This is a genomic window from Pseudomonas sp. LD120, from assembly GCF_009861525.1.
Lineage (GTDB): Bacteria > Pseudomonadota > Gammaproteobacteria > Pseudomonadales > Pseudomonadaceae > Aquipseudomonas.
This window is the reverse complement of the sequence record NZ_WVHL01000005.1, coordinates 572,228-592,802: the sequence shown is the minus strand read 5'-3', so window position 1 is coordinate 592,802 and position 20,575 is coordinate 572,228. Positions and strand designations below refer to the sequence as shown.

General features: G+C 55.3%; 20 protein-coding genes and 1 tRNA gene. 13 read left to right on the top strand and 8 right to left on the bottom strand.

Annotated elements, in window-relative coordinates; all coding sequences use genetic code 11:
• Nucleotides 1-2: 2 nt before the first annotated feature.
• Together PLD_RS17065 and PLD_RS17060 are read left to right on the top strand one after the other, a co-directional pair.
• Entirely contained in the window at nucleotides 3-1,313 is a 1,311-nt protein-coding gene (locus PLD_RS17065) for a S41 family peptidase (RefSeq protein ID WP_159894722.1), read from the top strand.
• Between the two features lie 94 nt (nucleotides 1,314-1,407).
• On the top strand, nucleotides 1,408-2,220 hold the full coding sequence (locus tag PLD_RS17060) for a divergent polysaccharide deacetylase family protein (RefSeq protein WP_256674658.1): 813 nt from the start codon (nucleotides 1,408-1,410) through the stop codon (nucleotides 2,218-2,220).
• Nucleotides 2,221-2,265: 45 nt separating this feature from the next.
• Here PLD_RS17060 and PLD_RS17055 read toward each other — a convergent pair whose 3' ends face one another.
• The 7 genes from PLD_RS17055 to PLD_RS17025 form a co-directional block, all read right to left on the bottom strand.
• Nucleotides 2,266-3,021 (bottom strand): ABC transporter substrate-binding protein, encoded by a 756-nt coding sequence (locus PLD_RS17055; RefSeq protein ID WP_159894720.1) that lies wholly within the window; start codon nucleotides 3,019-3,021, stop codon nucleotides 2,266-2,268.
• 63 nt (nucleotides 3,022-3,084) lie between these two features.
• Complete coding sequence (hisF, locus tag PLD_RS17050; protein ID WP_015633827.1) at nucleotides 3,085-3,855, bottom strand: imidazole glycerol phosphate synthase subunit HisF; 771 nt, start codon at nucleotides 3,853-3,855, stop codon at nucleotides 3,085-3,087.
• 86 nt (nucleotides 3,856-3,941) lie between these two features.
• The gene (gene hisA, locus PLD_RS17045; protein ID WP_159894718.1) at nucleotides 3,942-4,691 is read right to left on the bottom strand and encodes a 1-(5-phosphoribosyl)-5-[(5-phosphoribosylamino)methylideneamino]imidazole-4-carboxamide isomerase; all 750 of its coding nucleotides are present in this window, start codon (nucleotides 4,689-4,691) and stop codon (nucleotides 3,942-3,944) included.
• A 100-nt stretch (nucleotides 4,692-4,791) separates the two neighbouring features.
• Nucleotides 4,792-5,052, bottom strand: a complete 261-nt coding sequence (locus PLD_RS17040) for a DUF2164 domain-containing protein (RefSeq protein WP_159894716.1) — start codon at nucleotides 5,050-5,052, stop codon at nucleotides 4,792-4,794.
• Nucleotides 5,053-5,691, bottom strand: coding sequence for an imidazole glycerol phosphate synthase subunit HisH (hisH, locus tag PLD_RS17035; RefSeq protein WP_159894714.1), 639 nt, complete (start codon nucleotides 5,689-5,691; stop codon nucleotides 5,053-5,055). It abuts the gene before it with no gap.
• Nucleotides 5,691-6,284 (bottom strand): imidazoleglycerol-phosphate dehydratase HisB, encoded by a 594-nt coding sequence (gene hisB, locus PLD_RS17030; RefSeq protein ID WP_011058736.1) that lies wholly within the window; start codon nucleotides 6,282-6,284, stop codon nucleotides 5,691-5,693. Before hisB ends, hisH begins: the two co-directional genes overlap by 1 nt.
• Nucleotides 6,285-6,520: 236 nt before the next feature.
• Nucleotides 6,521-8,182, bottom strand: coding sequence for an OFA family MFS transporter (locus PLD_RS17025; RefSeq protein ID WP_159894712.1), 1,662 nt, complete (start codon nucleotides 8,180-8,182; stop codon nucleotides 6,521-6,523).
• 467 nt (nucleotides 8,183-8,649) lie between these two features.
• Here PLD_RS17025 and PLD_RS17020 point away from each other — a divergent pair, with 467 nt between their 5' ends.
• The 11 genes from PLD_RS17020 (at nucleotide 8,650) to PLD_RS16970 (ending at nucleotide 20,178) form a co-directional block, all read left to right on the top strand.
• Nucleotides 8,650-10,875 (top strand): AsmA family protein, encoded by a 2,226-nt coding sequence (locus tag PLD_RS17020; protein ID WP_159894710.1) that lies wholly within the window; start codon nucleotides 8,650-8,652, stop codon nucleotides 10,873-10,875.
• Nucleotides 10,872-11,939: an A/G-specific adenine glycosylase gene (mutY, locus tag PLD_RS17015; RefSeq protein WP_159894708.1), complete on the top strand. Its 1,068-nt coding sequence runs from the start codon at nucleotides 10,872-10,874 to the stop codon at nucleotides 11,937-11,939. Before PLD_RS17020 ends, mutY begins: the two co-directional genes overlap by 4 nt.
• The gene (locus PLD_RS17010; protein ID WP_016963290.1) at nucleotides 11,936-12,208 is read left to right on the top strand and encodes an oxidative damage protection protein; all 273 of its coding nucleotides are present in this window, start codon (nucleotides 11,936-11,938) and stop codon (nucleotides 12,206-12,208) included. The genes mutY and PLD_RS17010 overlap by 4 nt, the downstream gene beginning before the upstream one ends.
• A gap of 104 nt (nucleotides 12,209-12,312) precedes the next feature.
• Nucleotides 12,313-12,388: transfer RNA gene (locus PLD_RS17005), tRNA-Phe, on the top strand.
• A gap of 408 nt (nucleotides 12,389-12,796) precedes the next feature.
• On the top strand, nucleotides 12,797-14,230 hold the full coding sequence (locus PLD_RS17000; protein ID WP_159894706.1) for a UbiA family prenyltransferase: 1,434 nt from the start codon (nucleotides 12,797-12,799) through the stop codon (nucleotides 14,228-14,230).
• Nucleotides 14,227-15,540: an FAD-binding oxidoreductase gene (locus PLD_RS16995; protein WP_159894704.1), complete on the top strand. Its 1,314-nt coding sequence runs from the start codon at nucleotides 14,227-14,229 to the stop codon at nucleotides 15,538-15,540. Before PLD_RS17000 ends, PLD_RS16995 begins: the two co-directional genes overlap by 4 nt.
• Entirely contained in the window at nucleotides 15,537-16,277 is a 741-nt protein-coding gene (locus PLD_RS16990) for an SDR family oxidoreductase (protein WP_159894702.1), read from the top strand. The genes PLD_RS16995 and PLD_RS16990 overlap by 4 nt, the downstream gene beginning before the upstream one ends.
• Nucleotides 16,278-16,356: 79 nt before the next feature.
• Nucleotides 16,357-17,553, top strand: coding sequence for a glycosyltransferase 87 family protein (locus tag PLD_RS31185; RefSeq protein ID WP_159894700.1), 1,197 nt, complete (start codon nucleotides 16,357-16,359; stop codon nucleotides 17,551-17,553).
• Nucleotides 17,550-18,491 (top strand): NAD(P)-dependent oxidoreductase, encoded by a 942-nt coding sequence (locus tag PLD_RS16980; protein ID WP_159894698.1) that lies wholly within the window; start codon nucleotides 17,550-17,552, stop codon nucleotides 18,489-18,491. The genes PLD_RS31185 and PLD_RS16980 overlap by 4 nt, the downstream gene beginning before the upstream one ends.
• Nucleotides 18,492-18,493: 2 nt before the next feature.
• Nucleotides 18,494-19,783 (top strand): NAD(P)/FAD-dependent oxidoreductase, encoded by a 1,290-nt coding sequence (locus PLD_RS16975; protein ID WP_159894696.1) that lies wholly within the window; start codon nucleotides 18,494-18,496, stop codon nucleotides 19,781-19,783.
• Entirely contained in the window at nucleotides 19,777-20,178 is a 402-nt protein-coding gene (locus tag PLD_RS16970) for a GtrA family protein (protein WP_159894694.1), read from the top strand. Before PLD_RS16975 ends, PLD_RS16970 begins: the two co-directional genes overlap by 7 nt.
• On the opposite strand, the gene PLD_RS16965 is transcribed toward PLD_RS16970, so the two are convergent.
• On the bottom strand, nucleotides 20,104-20,490 hold the full coding sequence (locus PLD_RS16965; protein WP_159894691.1) for an isochorismate lyase: 387 nt from the start codon (nucleotides 20,488-20,490) through the stop codon (nucleotides 20,104-20,106). The genes PLD_RS16970 and PLD_RS16965 overlap by 75 nt on opposite strands.
• Between the last annotated feature and the right edge of the window lie 85 nt (nucleotides 20,491-20,575).

The window sequence follows — 20,575 nt, the reverse complement described above, 5'->3', positions numbered from 1 at the left end:
ACATGCTGCATCTGTCCCGCCTTACCTCGCTGGCCCTGACGATCGCCCTCGTGATCGGAGCGCCTCAGGCGTTTGCCGCACAAACCGCTGAGCCGGCGAGCGCCGCGACCACCAAGGCCCCCTTGCCGCTGGAAGAACTGCGCACCTTTGCCGAGGTCATGGACCGCATCAAGGCGGCGTATGTCGAACCTGTCGATGACAAGACCCTGCTGGAAAACGCCATCAAGGGCATGCTCAGCAACCTCGACCCACACTCGGCCTATCTGGGCCCGGAAGACTTCGCCGAGCTGCAGGAAAGCACCAGCGGCGAATTCGGCGGCCTGGGGATCGAAGTCGGCGCCGAAGACGGCTTTATCAAAGTGGTCTCGCCGATCGACGACACGCCAGCGTCCAAGGCCGGCATCCAGGCCGGCGACCTGATCGTCAAGATCAACGGCCAGCCGACCCGTGGCCAGACCATGACCGAAGCCGTGGACAAGATGCGCGGCAAGATCGGCCAGAAAATCACCCTGACCCTGGTCCGCGACGGCGGTACGCCATTCGATGTGACCCTGGCCCGCGCCACCATCCAGGTGAAAAGCGTGAAGAGCCAGTTGCTGGAGTCGGGCTACGGCTACATCCGCATCACCCAGTTCCAAGTCAAGACCGGCGAAGAAGTCTCCAAGGCCCTGGCCAAGCTGCGCAAGGACAATGGCAAGAAACTCAACGGCATCGTCCTCGACCTGCGCAACAACCCGGGCGGCGTGTTGCAAGCGGCAGTGGAAGTGGTCGATCACTTCATCACCAAGGGGCTGATCGTCTACACCAAGGGCCGCATCGCCAACTCCGAACTGCGCTTCTCCGCCACCGGCAAGGACCAAAGCGAAGCCGTACCGATGGTGGTACTGATCAACGGTGGCAGCGCTTCGGCCTCGGAAATCGTCGCCGGCGCCCTGCAGGACCAGAAACGCGCAGTGTTGATGGGCACCACCAGCTTCGGCAAAGGCTCGGTACAAACCGTACTGCCGCTGAACAATGATCGTGCCCTGAAGATCACCACGGCCCTGTACTTCACCCCCAATGGGCGTTCGATCCAGGCCCAGGGCATTGTCCCGGACATCGAGGTACGGCGCGCCAAGATCACCAGCGAGGCCCAGGACAGCGAATACTTCAAGGAAGCCGATCTCCAGGGTCACCTGGGCAATGGCAATGGCGGCGCCGACAAGCCAAGCGGCTCGGTGAGCAAAGCCAAACCAATGCCGCAGGATGACGACTACCAACTGGCCCAGGCCCTGAGCCTGCTCAAAGGCTTGAGCATCACCCGCGGTCGCTGATGCCCCCTGCACCGACCAGCCCCCTCACCCGGCGCGGCTGGTCAGCGAAACGTTCACCAGGGTGCGCCACTGCGAAGCGCTGATTCGGAATCCCATGCTGCGTTTACCCCTGATGCTCCACCACCTCCCCTTCTTCAAATGGCTGAGCGGCCTGCTGTTGCTGCTATGCTGCTGCCAGGCAAACGCCGTCGAGCCTGCATCGGCGGCGCCAAAAGCCTTCCTGACCCTGATCATCGACGACCTCGGGCAAAACCTGCCCCGAGACCGCCGCGTGCTGGCCCTGCCGGGACCGGTGACCACGGCAATCATGCCGGACACGCCCCACGCCGCTGAATTCGCCCGCGAAGCCCATCGTGCAGGCAAGATCGTCATCCTGCACATGCCCATGGACCCAGCTACCGGACCGTTTGCCTGGCACCCGAAGCTGCCCATCGCCGAGCTGCAAAAGCGCCTGGATGCCGCCTTCCAGGCCGTGCCCTACGCCAGTGGTATCAACAACCACATGGGCAGCCGCATGACCGCGCAGCCACAGGCCATGGCCTGGTTGATGGAGCAACTGCAGCAGCGCCATAAATTCTTTGTCGACAGCCGCACCAGCGCCCGAACCGTGGCCGCCGCCGAGGCACAGAAGATCGGCCTGGCCAGCGTTTCCCGGGATGTATTCCTCGATGATGAGCGCACCGAGCCGGCGATCACCCGACAGCTAAACACAGCAATCAAGCTGGCCCACAAGCAAGGTTCGGCGGTGATGATCGGCCACCCTTACCCACAGACCCTGGCGGTACTCGAACGCGAACTGCCCAAGCTCAAGGCCCAGGGCATCGAATGGATCGACATTCAGTCAATGATCGGTTTACGCAGCAACCGAGCCATGGCGGGGCACGGCAAGAATGGTAAATATCGGTAGGTAGCAGCGATCCACTTGCGGCTCAAAGCTTGCCGCGCATATCTGCTATAGGTAGCGACCCATGATTTCTTCCACCAGCCCCTCTTGGCGCATCTCGTCCAAGGCGGCCTGGAGCTTGCTGACCACCTCGTCCGACACGTCCCGGTTCAAGGCCAGGTACAACTCGGCGCTGTTGAAGCGCAGTACGGTCTTTAGGCCGGTGATGCCTTCCTGCTTGGCCAGGTAACGCCCCGCCGGGTCGCCCGTGGCCCACAGATCGATCTGTCCCGCCACCAGCTTCTTGGCGTTGTCCTGATCGCGCAGCACCACATGCGGCGCCAGCCCCTGCTTGATCAGGGTTTCGGCAATGGCATCGCCCTTATAGGCACCGATCTTGTATTTACGCGCCTGAACCAGCGAGTCGAGGCTGATCTTGCTGTCACCCTTGGCCAGCATGATCCAGTCGTCCGGACCGATGGGGCCAACCCATTTAAAGAGTGTTTCCCGGGCCGGCAGGCGCGCCGTGACAAACACGCCATAGCCCGGCTGCTCCAGGGCCATCTTGTAGATACGTTCCCAGGGAAAGCGCAGAGTCAGGCTGTAGTTGATCCCGGCACGCTTGAACATTTCGTGGACGATATCCACGGCAATACCGTTGATATTGTCGCCCTGTGCGAAGTTCTTGCCGTTCTTGGCCATGTTGTAGGGGGGGAAGTTTTCCGTCAGCAACACCAGGGAGGTGTCGGCGGTTTCAGCGGCGCGGACTAGGCCGCTGAAGAGCAGCGAGGCACTGGCAACAACCACAAGAAGACGTTTGAACATGACGGGCTACCGGAATCCATGGCGTGCCCAAGAGTGCCGTGAGCCCGCCATGCTGTCCAGTGGCTATCGAACAACAATCCCACGCTGGGCCATGTAGGCCTTGGCCTCGGGAACCGTATATTCACCGAAGTGGAAAATACTCGCCGCCAGCACCGCGCTGGCGTGGCCTTCGATGATGCCGTCGGCCAGGTGCTGCAGGTTACCGACGCCACCGGAGGCGATCACCGGAATCCCCAAGGCATCGCTGATGGCGCGGGTCACGCCCAGGTCGAAGCCGTTTTTCATGCCGTCCTGATCCATGCTGGTGAGCAGAATCTCACCGGCGCCCAGGCCTTCCATCTTCTTCGCCCACTCCACCGCGTCCAGCCCAGTGGGCTTACGCCCGCCGTGGGTGAAGATTTCCCAGCGCGGGGTTTCGCCCGGGCCTGAGACCTTCTTCGCGTCAATGGCAACCACGATGCATTGCGAACCGAAATGCTGCGCCGCTTCGCCCACAAACTCGGGGTTGAACACCGCCGCGGTGTTGATCGAGACCTTGTCCGCACCGGCATTGAGCAGGTTGCGGATGTCCTGCACGGTGCGCACGCCACCGCCCACGGTCAGCGGGATGAACACCTGGCTGGCCATGCGCTCGACGGTGTGCAACGTGGTGTCGCGCCCATCAACGCTGGCGGTGATGTCGAGGAAAGTGATCTCGTCAGCACCCTGCTCATCGTAGCGCCGAGCGATTTCCACCGGATCGCCGGCGTCGCGGATGTTCTCGAACTTGACGCCCTTGACCACCCGACCGTTGTCGACGTCCAGGCAAGGGATGATGCGTTTGGCTAAGGCCATGGGCTTAATCTCCGATTAAGAGTTGCAAGCGACAAGCTTCAAGCGGCTAGGAGGAGCGGATCGCAATCACGCTGCCTACTGGCCGCTTACGGCTTGGAGCTGGCCGCGTAGCCGTCACAAAAGGCCTGGGCCTCTGCCACATCCAGCGTGCCCTCGTAAATCGCGCGCCCCGTGATGGCGCCGATGATTCCCGGAGCCTTGGCATCCAGCAGGGCCTTGATGTCGCCCAGGTTGTGGATGCCGCCGGAGGCAATCACCGGGATCTTGGTGGCCGCCGCCAAGGCCGCGGTGAACGGCACGTTGCAGCCCTGCATCATGCCGTCTTTGGCAATGTCGGTATAAACGATGGCGGACACACCGTCGGCTTCAAAGCGCCTGGCCAGGTCGATCACCTGCACGCTGCTGACTTCAGCCCAGCCGTCGGTGGCGACGAAACCGTCCTTGGCGTCCAGGCCGACGATGACCTTGCCCGGGAAAGCGCGACAGGCTTCGGCGACGAACGCCGGCTCCTTGACCGCCTTGGTGCCGATGATCACGTAGCTCACGCCGGCCTTGACATAGTGTTCGATAGTTTCCAGCGAGCGGATGCCGCCACCGATCTGAATCGGCAGATTCGGGTAACGCTTGGCGATTGCGGTAACCACCTCACCGTTCACCGGCTGACCTTCAAAGGCACCATTGAGGTCTACCAGATGCAGACGGCGGCAGCCGCCTTCAACCCACTTGGCGGCCATGCTCACCGGGTCATCGGAAAACACCGTGGAATCTTCCATGCGGCCCTGACGCAGACGTACACAGGCACCGTCTTTAAGATCGATAGCGGGAATAATTAGCATGCTTTTCCTTCGTCAAAGAGCTGCAAGCTGCAAGCCATAAGCTGCAAGCGCGCACGCGTGTCTACTTCTTGCAGCTTGCAGCTTGAAGCTTGCCGCTGCCCTAGTTTTTCTCGAGCGCCCAGAGATCGCTTTCGATGCTCTCGAACCTCTCCTTGAGGTGAGTCTGCACATCGAAAATCGCCCTGTTGTAATAGTGCGGAGCAATTTCCCGGGTAAACAGCTCAAGAATCTCCGCCGCCTCGAACGAGCCCAGCTCAAGCTCGAAGCGCTCCTGCATGAAGCGCTTGATCTTGTGCGTCGCCTCACTCTCCTGTTCGCCAGTGAGGGTCAGGATCGGCGGCTTGGATTTCTTGACCGCCATTTACCAGCGACCGTCCCAGGCGGCGAAATTCTGCAGCAGCTGCAGGCCGTGGGTATGGCTCTTCTCCGGATGGAACTGCACCGCGAAACGCGAGCCATCGGCCAGCGCTGCGGCGAAATCCACCCCATAGTGACCGCTGCCCACCACCTGGCGCGCGTTGCCGGCATGGATGTAATAGCTGTGCACAAAGTAGAAACGCGCCCGATCCGCAATGTTGTGCCACAGCGGGTGATCCACCGCCTGCTGCACTTCGTTCCAGCCCATGTGCGGCACCTTAAGGTGCTCGCCGTCCTCGATCAGGCCCTTGCCGAAGAACTTCACCTGGCCGGGAAACAGGCCAATGCAGTCGACGCCCTCGTTTTCTTCGCTGTGGTCGAGCAAGGCTTGCATGCCCACGCAGATCCCGAGAAATGGACGATCCTGGCTGACTTCACGCACCAGGGAATCGAAGCCCAGGCGACGGATCTCGGCCATGCAGTCGCGAATCGCGCCCACACCGGGAAACACCACCCGATCGGCTTCACGAATCACGCTGGCATCGCTGGTGATCAGTACCTTGCCGGCGCCCACATGCTCCAGGGCCTTGGCCACCGAGTGCAGGTTGCCCATGCCGTAGTCGATAACGGCGACGGTCTGCATTACAGCACGCCCTTGGTCGAAGGCATCTGGCCGGCCATGCGTTCGTCCAGCTCCACCGCCATGCGCAGTGCACGGCCGAAGGCCTTGAACACGGTTTCGATCTGGTGGTGCGTGTTGGTGCCGCGCAGGGTGTCGATGTGCAGGGTCACGTTGGCGTGGTTGACGAAGCCCTGGAAGAACTCCTGGAACAGGTCAACGTCGAAACCGCCGACGGTGGCACGGGTGAAGGGTACGTGCATCTGCAGGCCGGGACGGCCGGAGAAGTCGATCACCACGCGGGACAAGGCTTCATCCAGCGGCACATAGGCGTGGCCGTAGCGACGGATGCCTTTCTTGTCGCCGATGGCCTTGGAAAACGCCTGGCCGAGGGTGATACCGACATCCTCCACGGTGTGGTGGTCGTCGATATGCAGGTCGCCCTTGCTTTCGATGTCCAGGTCGATCAGCCCGTGCCGGGCGATCTGGTCCAGCATGTGCTCAAGGAAGGGCACGCCGATATCGAATCGGGCCTTTCCGGTGCCATCCAGGTTGATCGAGGCTTTGATCTGGGTTTCCAGAGTGTCGCGCTCGACAGATGCCTTACGTTCGGCCATCACCAGCTCCGCAAAATCATTGGGCGAAAAAGGCGAATAGTATAGGCCCGACGGCGGCCAAACAGAAACACGCTGGACAATATCCTGACGGGCGCCAGCCAATGAATACGGGCTGTACCTGTCATGACAACCTCAGAGAATGGCTTGCCGCTGAAGGCGCCGGGTCTTACAGACCCAGACGCCTGATTCGCCGGCAGCCCGGCCCCTACGCAGGAGCTGGCTTGCCGGCAACACCCTTAATTGAACAGCACCGCCGTCTTCTGCAAGGTGACCCACACGCCCCACGCCAGCGGAATGCCCACTGCCAGCCAGGCAGCGATTACCACCGGCAGGCTAGCGGACGAGGCCTTCCACTCCAGGACGACGCGACTGTCAGCGCCTTTGTCGTGGCTCAGGGCCTGTTCAGCGGCCAGTTGTTCGTCGGTCATGAAGTACTTGTCGGCCACCGGGCGCACCAGCAGGTTGCACAGGAAACCCAGCACCAGCAGACCGGCCAGAATGTACAGCGTGATGTCATAAGCCGCCGCACGCTCGACGCCGATGCTCAATTGGTACTCGCGCAGGTAGTTCACCAGCACCGGACCCAACACCCCCGCCGCCGCCCAGGCAGTCAGCAAGCGACCATGAATCGCCCCCACCATCTGCGTACCAAACAGGTCAGCCAGATAAGCCGGCACCGTGGCGAAGCCGCCGCCATACATCGACAAGATGATGCAGAACGCCGCCACGAACAGGGCGATGTTGCCCAGGTGCCCCAGGTTCGGAATCAGCGCGTACAAGGCAAAGCCCAGGGCAAAAAACACGAAGTAGGTGTTCTTGCGGCCCAAGTAGTCGGAGAACGAAGCCCAGAAGAACCGTCCGCCAATGTTGAACAAACTCAACAAGCCGGTGAAGCCGGCAGCGATGGCGGCGATCTGCGCCAGTTGCCCTGCATCCAACTGGCTGAAGGTCAGGCCGTTGCCCAGCAGCTTGCCGGCGAACACTTCCTGCAACAGCGGCGAAGCCATGCCAAGGATGCCGATACCCGCCGAAACGTTAAGACACAACACCAGCCACACCAGGCGGAACTGCGGGGTCTTCCACGCCACGTTCACGTGCACATGACGGTGAGTGATCATCGCGTTGGCGGCTTTCTTCGCCGGCGCGGTCCAGCCTTCAGGCTTCCAGCCGGTGGGCGGAACCCGATAGGCCAGGGCGCCACCGATCATGAACACGAAGTAGATCGCGGCCATCACCAAGAAGCTCTGCCACACACCCACGCTGGTTGGCGTCGCGAAGTGGCTCATCAAGGCCGCCGCCAAAGGCGCACCGACCATGGCGCCACCGCCAAAGCCCATGATCGCCATGCCGGTGGCCATGCCGCGCTTGTCCGGGAACCACTTGATCAGCGTCGACACCGGAGAGATGTACCCCAGGCCCAGACCGATACCACCAATCACCCCGGAGCCGATCCACATCAGCCAGATCTGATGGGTATAAATACCCAGCGCCGAGATCAACAGGCCACCGCACCAGCACAACGCCGATACCACACCGGCCTTGCGCGGCCCGGCATGTTCCAGCCACCCGCCCCAGATCGCTGCCGAGCAACCGAGGAAAATAAAGAACAGGGTGTAGATCCAGCCGAGCATCGAGATCGGCCAGTCACACTGGGATGAAAAAACCTGCGCGATAAAGCTCATGTCCGGCGCGCAAGCCACCGGAGCACCGACGCCCAGCGCCTTGGACAGCGGCAGCCAGAACACCGAAAAACCGTAGGCCATGCCGATGCACAAGTGAATGGCCAGAGCGGCCGGTGGAACCAGCCAACGGTTGAAACCAGGCTTGGCGATGATGCGTTCTTTAGATAGGAACGCTGGCTGAGCGGCCGAGCTGACGGACGCAATGCTAGTGCTCATGGTTGTTTCCCCCAATTATTAGAATTGTTCATCGGCCACTCCTCTGCGGCGACCTTGGTACGCGGGCGCGGTCGTCTTGTGAGTAAAGCTCCATCTGGGCAGGCGCGACAATAAGTCGCGGAAGGACGGACGAACCGCGGGAGATTAACATTTGCAACGGGCTAAAAAACCAAACTGACATCGCCTTTTTTGCCGTAACCGCTCCACTCCCTCGATACCGGGTGATGAAAATGCCTGTCCAGATGTTCTGCTCGGCAACTAACCGACCCTCACCCAAGCAACGCCCGCTCACAGCAGTAACTGATTTGTCTGCAGAGCACCGCATCGAACATCCGCAGACTCGCCCGCCCAGGCGGCAAGATGCCAGTCAACACAGAAAAACCTGAGCGCAATGGCTGACCAGTCGCCAGGTCCAGAGCGCTATACTCCCGGGCTAAATTTTGAATTCGACATACAAGGACTCGCCCATGAAAGCGTTCGGCAAAATCCTGGGTCTGGTAATTCTCGGGCTGTTGCTGATCATCGTGGCTCTCGGCTTTGCCCTGACCCACCTGTTTGATCCCAACGACTACAAAGAAGAGATTCGCCAGATAGCCCGCGACAAGGCCCACATCGAGCTGACGCTCAATGGCGACATCGGCTGGAGCCTGTTCCCCTGGCTTGGACTGGAATTGCATGACGCCGGCGTGGCCACCCTGGCTAACCCAACCCAACCCTTCGCCGACTTGCAGATGCTCGGCCTGTCGGTCCGCGTGCTACCGCTGCTGCGCCGCGAAGTGCAGATGAGCGATGTGCGAGTCGAAGGCCTGAACCTGCGCCTGAACCGCAACAAGGATGGCCATGGCAATTGGCAGGACATCGGCAAGGCGGCCCCGACCGACAAGCAGGCCGAAACGCCCGCCACCAGCACCGGCGAAACCGACAAGCACAGCACCAGCCCGGAGAAGCCCGCGCAGCCGATTCGCCTGGACATCGACAGCCTGACCGTGAACAACGCTCGGATTGAGTACAACGATGAACAGAGTGGCAAACAGTTCAGCGCCGAAAGCATTCAACTGAGCACCGGACCGATTCACGAAGCCACCAACACCCCGATCAAGCTGACCGCGTTCCTGGCCAGCAGCCAGCCCGCGGTACGTGTGCGCACCGAACTCAATGGCGAACTGCGCTTCGACCGTGCCCTGCAGCGCTATCAATTCGAAGACATGCGCCTGTCCGGCGAGTTAGCCGGTGAGCCACTGCAGGGCAAGACCCTGACCTTCGCCGCCCAGGGCCAACTGCTGCTGGACAAGGCCGCCAACGTCGGCCAGTGGACCGGACTGAAAGTCTCCCTCAACCAATTGCGCGCCCTGGGCGAGCTCAAGGTCAACGACCTGGACAAGACCCCGCAGATCAGCGGCGGCCTCTCCATCGCTCAGTTCGACCTGGCGAAATTCGTCGACAGCCTCGGCCAGACCCTGCCGGCCATGGCCGAAGGCAGCCTGAGTAAGGTCGAGCTGGTCAGTCGCCTGCAAGGCACGCCCACCAGCCTGGCCTTGGAAGACCTCAGCCTTAAAGTCGACGACAGCACCTTCAGCGGCCGCCTGGCGATCGAGGACTTCGCCAGGCAATCGCTGCGCGCCCAGCTCAAGGCCGACACCTTCAATGTCGACCGCTATCTGCCACCCAAGTCTGCCGAAGCCAACAGCGCCGCCACCGCGCGCAAAGCCGAAGTGCAAAGCAGCGAAGCCAGTGCCATGGCCGGCGCCGGCACCACGCCGCTGCCCAACGCACCGACCAAGGGCGCCTGGAGCACCGACAAACTGCTGCCCGTGGAACGCCTGAGAAAACTCGACGTCGCCGCCGACCTGAGCTTCGGCCAACTGACCCTGGATCAACTGCCGATCCACAACGCCCTGCTCAAGGCCACCGCCCAGGGCGGCCAACTGAAACTCACCAGCCTTAGGGGCGAACTGTACAAAGGCAGCTTCGAGGCCAACGGCAACCTCGATGTGCGCCAGAGCACTCCGCAGTTGAGCCTGCAGACCAAACTCAACCAGGTGCCGGTGGAGCGCATCCTTGAAAGCCAGGGCCAGACGCCTCCGGTCAAAGGCCTGGTGACCCTGAACAGCAACCTCAGCGGCAGCGGCAATAGCCAAAAAGCACTGATCGATACCCTCAACGGCAATGCCAGCTTCGTCATCAACGATGGCGTGCTGCTCAACGCCAATATCGAACAGCAACTGTGCCAGGGCATCGCTGTGCTCAACCGCAAGACCCTCAGCAGCACGCCGCGAGGCAAGGACACGCCGTTCCAGGAACTCAAGGGCAGCCTGACACTGCGCAATGGCGTGGCCAGCAACCCGGACCTGAAAGTGCGCATCCCCGGCCTGAGCGTCAACGGCAATGGCGATATCGACTTGCGGGTACTGGGCATGGACTACCGGGTCGGCATCGTCGTCGAGGGCGACCTCAGCAACAACCCGGACCCGGCCTGCCAGGTCGGTGAACGCTTCACCGGTGTTGAACTGCCCCTGCGCTGCCGTGGCCCACTGGAGCTGGGGGCCAAGGCCTGCCGCCTGGACAAGGACGGCCTGGGCCAGGTTGCCGCCAAGCTGGCCGGCGATCGGCTGCAGCAGAAAATCGACGAAAAACTGGGCGACAAAATCAGCCCGGAACTGAAAAACGCGCTCAAGGGGCTGTTCAAACGATGAGAGCCGAGGCTTTTGCACCGGCGGTGCTGGACTGGTACGACCGCCACGGCCGTCATGACCTGCCCTGGCAGCAGGACATCAACCCGTATCGGGTGTGGGTGTCGGAGATCATGCTGCAACAGACCCAGGTCAGCACCGTACTCAACTACTTCGACCGCTTCATGGCCTCGCTGCCCACGGTGCAGGCCCTGGCCGAAGCCCCGGAAGACGAAGTGCTGCACCTGTGGACCGGCCTGGGCTACTACACCCGGGCGCGCAACCTGCAAAAGACCGCGAAGATCGTCATGACCGAGTACGCCGGCGAGTTTCCCCGCGACGTGGAAAAACTCACCGAACTGCCGGGCATCGGCCTGTCCACCGCCGGCGCCATCGCCAGCATCAGCATGGGCCTGCGGGCGCCGATCCTTGACGGCAACGTCAAGCGGGTGCTGGCACGCTTCACCGCCCAGGAGGGCTACCCGGGCGAACCCAAGGTGGCCAAGCAGCTGTGGGCCACGGCGGAGCGTTTCACGCCCCACAGCCGGGTCAACCACTACACCCAGGCGATGATGGACCTGGGGGCAACCCTCTGCACCCGCAGCAAGCCCAGCTGCCTGCTGTGCCCCCTGGAGCGCGACTGCGAAGCCCACATGCTCGGCCTGGAAACCCGCTACCCGATTCCCAAGCCGCGCAAGGCGGTGCCGCAGAAGCGCACCCTGATGCCATTACTGGCCAACCGCGAAGGCGCCATCCTGCTTTACCGGCGCCCCTCCAGCGGCCTCTGGGGCGGCTTGTGGAGCCTGCCGGAACTCGATGGCCTGGACGACATCCCGCACCTGGCCTCGCAGCACGCCCTGGAACTGGGCCCGCAACAGCCGATGCCCGAACTGGTCCACACCTTCAGTCACTTCCAATTGGCCATCGAGCCCTGGCTGATCCGGGTCGAAGAGTCGGCCCTGCACGTCGCCGAGGCCGATTGGCTCTGGTATAACCTCGCCACCCCGCCGCGCCTGGGCCTTGCCGCCCCGGTGAAAACACTGCTCAAACGCGCGGCCGAAGTCTTGAATGCAGGAGAGTCGTCATGACCCGCACCGTAATGTGCCGCAAGTACCAGGAACAATTGCCGGGCCTGGAACGCCCCCCGTACCCGGGCGCCAAAGGCCAGGATATTTTCGAACACGTCTCGGCCAAGGCCTGGGCCGACTGGCAGAAACACCAGACCCTGCTGATCAACGAAAAGCGCCTGAACATGATGAATGCCGAAGACCGCAAATATCTGCAGGGCGAGATGGACAAATTTTTCTCCGGCGAGGAATACGCCAAGGCCGAAGGCTACGTGCCGCCGGCGGAGTAAACCCACGGAAAATCGGGGGCGGAACGTAAGCGGCGGTAATAATTAAACTTTTTTTCAAAACTTGCTTGACGCCCCCCTGAAAAACCCGTTTAATGCGCCCCGTTGCCCAGATAGCTCAGTCGGTAGAGCAGGGGATTGAAAATCCCCGTGTCGGCGGTTCGATTCCGTCTCTGGGCACCACCTTCAGCTTTCAGGTGGTGTTTACATCACGTGAAAGCAACCAAAAAACCCGCCTAGTGCGGGTTTTTTGTTGCCTAAAGGATTCTACGAATCTAATTGTAGAAAGACACAGACCATTCCAAGCAGGTTCTCCATATCATGTTCAAGCACTCCTTGCGGAATGATATAATGCCTTCAACCGAACGCCCCACCCTCACAAGCGCTTCCGGCAGAAGTGACTGATTTACATAGAAAACGACCAGAGCTCGAAAATAAAGACATAAAATTCGAGCAAGAAGAGACCTACATCGGGCGTACAACTCCAGCCGATTGGATACCTGCCCACGTCGTTACAATATCCTACACCACTATCTTGAATTCATTACGCAGGCACAGCACTACTTAGCCAACAATTAGGGAATAGCTCCTTTGACCGCCTTTTCGCCACCCCCCTTAGTAGTTGATCTCGATGGCACCCTGCTACGCTCCGACTTGCTTTTGGAAACGGGCATGGCCTATATACGACTTCAACCGCTAAAACTGTTCAAACCCTTCGGATGGCTGGTCAAGGGCAAAGCGACCCTGAAGGAAGGACTTGCCTGCGCAACAGATATGGATATTAGCGTACTGCCATATGACCCTGAGGTCATTGCTCTGATCAAGCTTGAACGAAGTAATGGGCGGAAAATCGTGCTGGCGACAGCTAGTCACCACACTTTGGCTGAACGCATTGCTGAGCACTTGCAGCTTTTTGACCAAGTACTGGCGTCTGACGGTAAACGAAATCTGTCCTCACATTACAAGCGTGACTTACTAGTAGAACACTACGGCGAGCAGGGTTTCGATTACGTAGGCAACTCCAGTGACGATCTTCCAGTCTGGTCTAAAGCTCGCAAGGCTTATGTCATCAATCCAGAACATGGTGTAGAGCGGCGCGCAAAGGCCCAAGGCAACGTCGAGCAAGTCGTGCACTCCAATCCTCTGGGATATAAAGATTGGCTGAAAGCGCTACGCTTACACCAGTGGATGAAAAACCTACTAATTTTTGTTCCGCTGTTAGCGGCGCATCAGCTGACCAATATTTCATTGCTATGGCAAGGCATACTAGCCTTCATGCTATTTGGACTATGCGCTTCCAGTGTCTATTTGCTTAACGACCTACTGGATCTAGCCGATGATCGCCATCACGCCACCAAGCGAAATCGCCCATTCGCAGCTGGACGTTTATCGATAAAATCGGGATTGCTTACCTTCCCATTATTACTGACTGGTGCATTTTCTGGCGCAACTTTATTACTGCCATGGCAGTTTTCTGCAACACTACTGACTTACTACTTTTTAACCTTAGTCTATTCATTGTCATTAAAGCGACATATGGCAATCGACGTAATCGCTCTAGCAACCCTTTATACCATTCGCCTTATCGCCGGCGCAGCAGCATTTAACCTCGACCTGACCTTTTGGATGCTCGCTTTTTCAATGTTCATCTTCCTTAGTCTTGCACTCGTAAAGCGCTATTCTGAGCTGCATCAAGCTCGACACAAGGGACATACCGAAAAAACGCGAGGACGAGGTTATTTCCCTTCGGATCTTGAAATGCTTTCATCTTTGGGAGCAGCATCTGGCTACCTTGCAGTGATGGTTTTAGCGCTGTATATCCATGACCAGTCCAGCACTGGGCTTTACGCTCATCCACAATTAATTTGGATTTCCTGCCCCTTACTGCTGTTCTGGATAACACGAGTATGGATGCTCACCCATCGCGGACAAATGCATGACGATCCAGTTGTTTTTGCAATTCGTGATCGTGTCAGCCTGATTGTAGGCGCACTTTTCGGCCTCGTGTTCTGGATTGCCGCATGAGCGAATTACTTTACTCATGGGGCAAGTACCCCTACGCACCACAAACTGCGCATACCTTTTACTGGCGCAACGAACTTCAGAACCAAATCACAAGGCTGACCGATGCTTATGGCAGCACCTTGCCATATGGTAACGGACGAAGCTATGGCGACAGCTGTCTAGCAATTAGCAGTCAGGCGCTGCATATGCGCAGCTTGGATCGTTTTATACATGTCGATTGGCAAAAAGGGACCGTGCTAGCTGAAGCAGGGGTGACCCTCGCGGAAATCCTCGCCCTGGCAATTCCCCATGGCTGGTTCCTCTGCGTCACACCTGGTACCCAGTTCGCCACCCTAGGCGGAGCTATTGCTAACGACGTACATGGCAAAAACCACCATATGCGTGGAACCTTTGGCAATCACATTCGCCGCTTTGGCCTAGTGCGCAGCGATCAAGGTATGTTGACCTGCTCTCTTACAGAGAACTCCGATCTCTACGCCTCAACCATTGGCGGACTCGGCCTGACGGGGATTATTGCCTGGACAGAAATCCAACTGATGCCAATTAGCAGCAGTCAGATCGATACCAGCGTCGTACGCTTCAGCAACCTGGCTGAGTTCTTCACGCTGTCTGCGGAACTAGATCACCAACATGAGTACAGTGTCGCGTGGATAGACTGCCTAGCTAAAGACAATAATGCTGGGCGCGGAGTATTCATTGTTGGCGATCATGCACCTTATGGCCCACTGGAGATTGAAACTCATCATAAGATGAGCATCCCACTGACCCCATGCTTCTCCCTGATCAACAACTTGTCACTACGCGCCTTCAACGAAACCTATTGGCGCTTCCACCCCCCCAAGCAAACGTTTAAGCGCAGCAGTTATGACTCCTTCTTTTACCCATTGGATAGTCTTCTCCACTGGAATCGAATTTACGGACGAAAAGGCTTTCAACAATATCAATGCGTGATACCTGATGCAGCAGCCGAATCGGCAACGAAAGAACTTCTGAAGATCATTGCCAAATCAGGGCAGGGTTCCTTCCTAGCCGTGCTCAAACGCTGCGGAAATATTGCCTCCCCCGGCCTGATGTCATTTCCGCTACCTGGCACTTCACTAGCCTTAGACTTCCCGCAGAACCCTAGCCTTGCTGCGCTTTTTGATCGCCTGGACAAAATAGTTCACGAGGCTGGCGGCCGTCTTTATCCCGCTAAAGATGCTCACATGAATGGCATCGACTTCCGCAAGGCATACCCAGCTTGGGAAAAGCTTGAAGCTCTTCGCGATCCCTCTTTGATGTCCCGCTTTTGGAAACGAGTTATCCTATGAAACGAGTCTTGATTATTGGCGCAACGTCGGCTATTGCCACAGCATGCGCACGCATGTGGGCAGAGCGAGGCGCAGAGTTTTTTCTGGTATCACGCAATAAAGAAAGGCTTGAACAGACGGGTGCAGACCTGATGGCACGCGGAGCCACGGCCACTACATGCTACAGTATGGATGTTTCAGACTTTTCTAGCCATGTGAAGATGCTAACGCAATGTCTTGCAGCCTTAAAGCAGATTGACATTGCTCTAATCGCACACGGGACGCTGCCGAATCAGCAACTATGCGAACAAGATGTAGAGATGGCCCTCAGAGAGTTCACAATCAACGGTACTTCCGTTATCAGCCTTCTCACCCTCTTGGCGAAACAGTTTGAGACTCAGCATTGCGGTACACTCGCAGTGATTTCATCTGTTGCTGGCGACCGTGGACGCCCTTCAAACTATCTGTATGGTACAGCCAAAGCAGCAGTATCGACTTTCTGCGAGGGGCTAAGTGCTCGCTTATACAAGGCCGGGGTGCACGTCATCGATATCAAACCCGGATTTGTAGATACCCCAATGACCCAAGGCCTACCACTACCAGCAGCACTGATCGCCAAGCCGGAACAAGTAGCTAAGCGCATCATCAAAGGAATCGAAAAAAAAACGACTATTCTCTATGCTCCAGGCTTCTGGAAAGCAATCATGCTAATAATAAAACTTATTCCACACTTTATCTTCAAGAGAACAAATCTATAAACAACTGCTCCATCGACAGCTACCAAGATCAGACATTTTACAAAAATATTGGCTTTCTAGCAGAATAGAGTCATTACATATGAACCAACTAAAAAAACACAACTCAACTCTATTTTTTTTAATAGTTGCATTATTCATTTTCCTTTGCTTTGTTTATTATGACGAGTTATGGTCCGCACTAGGAGTCCAGGTAGTCAAACCTATCTTCAATGACTCCCGAGTTATAACTGCTGGCGCAGAGTCTTACTATCAAGGGTTCGACCCATTAGTAAACAACCCCATGATGTGGTCAAAAAACCCTATGAATTACCCGAGAGTGTGGCACTCTCTTTTCTATTTCGGCCTCAATCAAAATCATACAAATATAATCGGCTACTTAATGCTCGCATCATATTTGGTAGCAGTTTTCACACTACTGAAGACAAGTAAAAACCTTCAAACCAATCTTTTAATCACATGTTGCGCCATATCACCCGCAGCAATGCTAGGCATTGAAAGAGGAAATATTGACTTACTAATATTCTTACTAGTCATAGCATCTGCAGTCTATGTAAATAAACGCCCTCTAATCACCGCACTACTTATAGCCTCATCAACCGCACTAAAAATATTCCCTTTTTTCTGCCTCCCTATAATAATTTTCTCATCAACAAAGAAAAACCTTACCAAGATCTTTATTACAGCAACACTTTTATGCATAGCATATTTTATTATCACCTACCAGGACCTAATACTAATCAGCAACGCCACACCCAGAGCTGGGGATTTCTCATATGGAAGAAGTGTTTTCGCGAATCGTCTCAAGGGAAATATTCCAATAGTTTTTTCAATCTACGCTGACATTATAATTAACTCTTTTTTCATACTAGCATCAGCATGCTCATATTTGATTAGCAAAAAACTGCTACAGATCAACCAGCAAGAACTTCATTCTCTAGAAGGTAAAGGTTTTTTTCTTGCCGGCGCGCTGATCTACGTAGGAACTTTTTTTATCGGAAACAACTGGGACTATCGTTTAATATTCTTGATGCTAACGATTCCGACACTCGTTTCCGCACTGAAAATATTCACGAATAGAAAATCACGCATCTACACCAAAATCCTTATTACCGCGATATTGCTATCATTCTGGTATCTTCTCGCAGCACACTATTTAAACAGCTTCCTATATGCGCGAACTGCCCTATATTGCTTCGATGAAGCCGTAAACTGGGTCATTTATACATTGAGCCTTTCTTTCATTATTAAATTTTTTAATCTGGCTTTTAAAAAATGAATTTAAACAGCAAAATTTTACTGCCAGGCGGCGCAGGTTTAGTTGGGCAAAACCTAATAGCAAGACTAATAAAAAAAGGGTATAAAAACATAGTTGTTATTGATAAACATCAAGCAAACCTTAACATACTAAAAAAAATTCAACCAACGATCAATACTGTCTATGCTGACTTGGCTATAGCGGGAGATTGGCAAAAGCATTTTGCCAGCGCCGATGTCGTTGTAATGCTTCAAGCACAAATAGGCGGAAACGACATTCAGGACTTTATACGCAACAACATAGATTCAACAAGAATTATTCTTGAACAAATAAAAATCAATAAAATTCCACGCCTCATACACATTAGCTCCTCAGTAGTTATGTCGATGGCCGATGACTTTTACACACAAACAAAGAAGACACAGGAACAAATGGTGCTAGAGAGCGGCATACTCTGCCCTATACTCCGCCCCACGCTGATGTTTGGATGGTTCGACAGGAAGCACCTTGGCTGGCTTTCTAGGTTCATGAAAAAATCCCCAGTATTCCCTATACCTGGTCACGGACAGTATATTAGACAACCTTTATATGTAGGTGACTTTTGCAACATTATAATCAGTTGCCTAAATTCTCATACAGTAAACGGAACATTTAATATTTCAGGGCACGAAAAAATTGATTATATCGACATAATCCAAGAGATCAAGAGAACTACAAAAGCCAAAACCATCATTACTCGTATACCTTATAGATTTTTTTATGCTCTGCTATGGACTTGGGGAGTTTTTGACAGAAACCCACCTTTTACTACACAGCAGCTCGCGGCATTAATTGCAAAAGACGAATTCGAAATTATTAACTGGCCTAAAATATTTGATGTTTCCTACACCCCATTTTCTCGAGCAGTGGAAGAAACTTTCAATCATCCGATTTATAGCAAGGTAGAACTGGAGTTTTGAACATGGGGCAGCGTATTGCAGTTCTAGGTGCAGGCCCAATGGGTCTCGCTGTGGCTTATCAATTGGCAAAAGACGGACATAAACCCATTTTGTTCGAAGCTGACGATCGCATTGGTGGAATGACGGCATGCTTTGATTTTAGCGGCTTGAAAATCGAACGTTACTACCACTTTCATTGCATTTCAGATCACGCATTCCTAACGGTACTAACTGAGTTAGGCCTCGCCGAAAAAATGCGCTGGGTCGAAACAAAGATGGGTTATTGGTACCAAGATCGACTGCAACCTTGGGGCAACCCCATTGCTCTAATGAGGTTTCGCGGTCTTGGACTAATCGCAAAAATTCGTTACGGACTACACGCCTTCCTATCTACTAAGCGTAATGATTGGACACAATTGGACAAGATCGAAGCATCAGAATGGATTCGTCGCTGGGTAGGTGAAGAAGCGTGGGAGGTTTTATGGCGGCGTCTATTTGACTATAAATTTTACAACTATGCCAGCGGGCTATCAGCCGCGTGGATATGGAGTCGAATTCGCCGGATTGGCCGATCTCGATATAGCCTGTTCCGAGAAAAGTTGGGTTACCTTGAAGGAGGCTCGACAACATTATTAGATGCATTAAAAACAAAAATTGAGGCTCTTGGCGGCGAAATACACTTGAGAGCAAAAGTCGACTGCGTGCATATTATTGGCGAACGAGTTACTAGCGTAGAAGTCGCAGGAATACAACACCCCTTCGACAAAGTTATAAGTACCATTCCGCTACCTTATGTACCAAAAATCATACCTGGCTTACCAACAGAGATACAAGAAAAATTCCGTTCTCTCAAAAATATTGCAGTCGTCTGCGTCATTGCCAAACTTCGCAAAACCCTAACCGAAAACTTCTGGCTGAACACTAATGATCCACAAATGGATATTCCTGGACTAGTCGAGTACTCAAATCTCCGCCCGCTAGATCAACATATAATCTATATTCCATTTTATATGCCTGGCGAACACGAAAAATTTTCCGACCCAGACCAAATATTTATCGAAAAGACTCGTGCATATCTACAAAAAATCAACCCAACACTGACTACTGAAGACTTTATTGACATTCGTGTAAACCGCTACCGTCATGCACAACCTATATGCGATCCTGGATACTTGGATAGCCTCCCCCCGGCAGCATTACCGATCCATGGATTGTGGGTTGCTGACACGTCGTACTACTACCCTGAGGACAGGGGGATTTCCGAAAGTATTGGATTCGGTAGACAATTAGCGAAGGATGCTACCGCGTGCTAGAACAATTCAAATCAAAACAATTTTTAATATTTTTACTGGTTGGCGGTTTCGCCGCCGCCGTAAATTTTGGATCGCGATTTCTTTATAACTACTGGGTGAGTTTTTCAACAGCTGTTGTCCTCTCCTATATTACGGGCATGACAACAGCCTTCCTACTAAGTAAGCTATTTGTGTTCAAGGAAAGCACCCAGAGAACTCATCACTCCATTCTATACTTTATACTTGTCAATATAGCCGCTATACTCCAAACCTTATTAACCACTCTCTTTCTTGCCTATTATGCTTTACCGAAATTAGGTATAACGCATTTCGCTAAAGAGCTATCTCACGCTGTCGGTGTGATTGTCCCCGTCTTCACTAGTTATCTTGGCCATAAGCGCTGGTCGTTCAGGTAGCGCCTGGGCCGCCTGCCAATGCTTCATCTCCTCAGCAATAAAATGCTGCACCAGATTGCTGTACAGCTGTTCGATGGCATCCGCGCTCAGGCCTTCGGCCTCGGCCCATTGGCGGCGGGTGGCGAGCATCGCCTTGAAGCGCTGCTCGGCCCGTACGGTGGCTGCCGAGGTCTTGAATTTCGAGGCTGCCAGTACGTACTTGAAACGTGCGCCCAGTAGCGCAATGACCGCCCGATCCAGGGTGTCGATTTCTCGACGGATATCCTCCATGCCCTGGCATTGTTCCGGGCTCATCTGTTGCTTTACTTCCATGCTCAAGGCTCCATCGACGTCCAGGGATACCCGGCTTCGGCCGGGCCCGGATTATTCGTATACGATCCATAAACCCCACCTACCC

Coding starts and splice junctions, on each gene's coding strand:
- PLD_RS17065 (WP_159894722.1), top strand. CDS start 3: ATGCTGCATCTGTCCCGCCTTACCTCGCTGGCCCTGACGATCGCCCTC.
- PLD_RS17060 (WP_256674658.1), top strand. CDS start 1,408: ATGCTGCGTTTACCCCTGATGCTCCACCACCTCCCCTTCTTCAAATGG.
- PLD_RS17055 (WP_159894720.1), bottom strand. CDS start 3,021: ATGTTCAAACGTCTTCTTGTGGTTGTTGCCAGTGCCTCGCTGCTCTTC.
- hisF (WP_015633827.1), bottom strand. CDS start 3,855: ATGGCCTTAGCCAAACGCATCATCCCTTGCCTGGACGTCGACAACGGT.
- hisA (WP_159894718.1), bottom strand. CDS start 4,691: ATGCTAATTATTCCCGCTATCGATCTTAAAGACGGTGCCTGTGTACGT.
- PLD_RS17040 (WP_159894716.1), bottom strand. CDS start 5,052: ATGGCGGTCAAGAAATCCAAGCCGCCGATCCTGACCCTCACTGGCGAA.
- hisH (WP_159894714.1), bottom strand. CDS start 5,691: ATGCAGACCGTCGCCGTTATCGACTACGGCATGGGCAACCTGCACTCG.
- hisB (WP_011058736.1), bottom strand. CDS start 6,284: ATGGCCGAACGTAAGGCATCTGTCGAGCGCGACACTCTGGAAACCCAG.
- PLD_RS17025 (WP_159894712.1), bottom strand. CDS start 8,182: ATGAGCACTAGCATTGCGTCCGTCAGCTCGGCCGCTCAGCCAGCGTTC.
- PLD_RS17020 (WP_159894710.1), top strand. CDS start 8,650: ATGAAAGCGTTCGGCAAAATCCTGGGTCTGGTAATTCTCGGGCTGTTG.
- mutY (WP_159894708.1), top strand. CDS start 10,872: ATGAGAGCCGAGGCTTTTGCACCGGCGGTGCTGGACTGGTACGACCGC.
- PLD_RS17010 (WP_016963290.1), top strand. CDS start 11,936: ATGACCCGCACCGTAATGTGCCGCAAGTACCAGGAACAATTGCCGGGC.
- PLD_RS16995 (WP_159894704.1), top strand. CDS start 14,227: ATGAGCGAATTACTTTACTCATGGGGCAAGTACCCCTACGCACCACAA.
- PLD_RS16990 (WP_159894702.1), top strand. CDS start 15,537: ATGAAACGAGTCTTGATTATTGGCGCAACGTCGGCTATTGCCACAGCA.
- PLD_RS31185 (WP_159894700.1), top strand. CDS start 16,357: ATGAACCAACTAAAAAAACACAACTCAACTCTATTTTTTTTAATAGTT.
- PLD_RS16980 (WP_159894698.1), top strand. CDS start 17,550: ATGAATTTAAACAGCAAAATTTTACTGCCAGGCGGCGCAGGTTTAGTT.
- PLD_RS16975 (WP_159894696.1), top strand. CDS start 18,494: ATGGGGCAGCGTATTGCAGTTCTAGGTGCAGGCCCAATGGGTCTCGCT.
- PLD_RS16965 (WP_159894691.1), bottom strand. CDS start 20,490: ATGGAAGTAAAGCAACAGATGAGCCCGGAACAATGCCAGGGCATGGAG.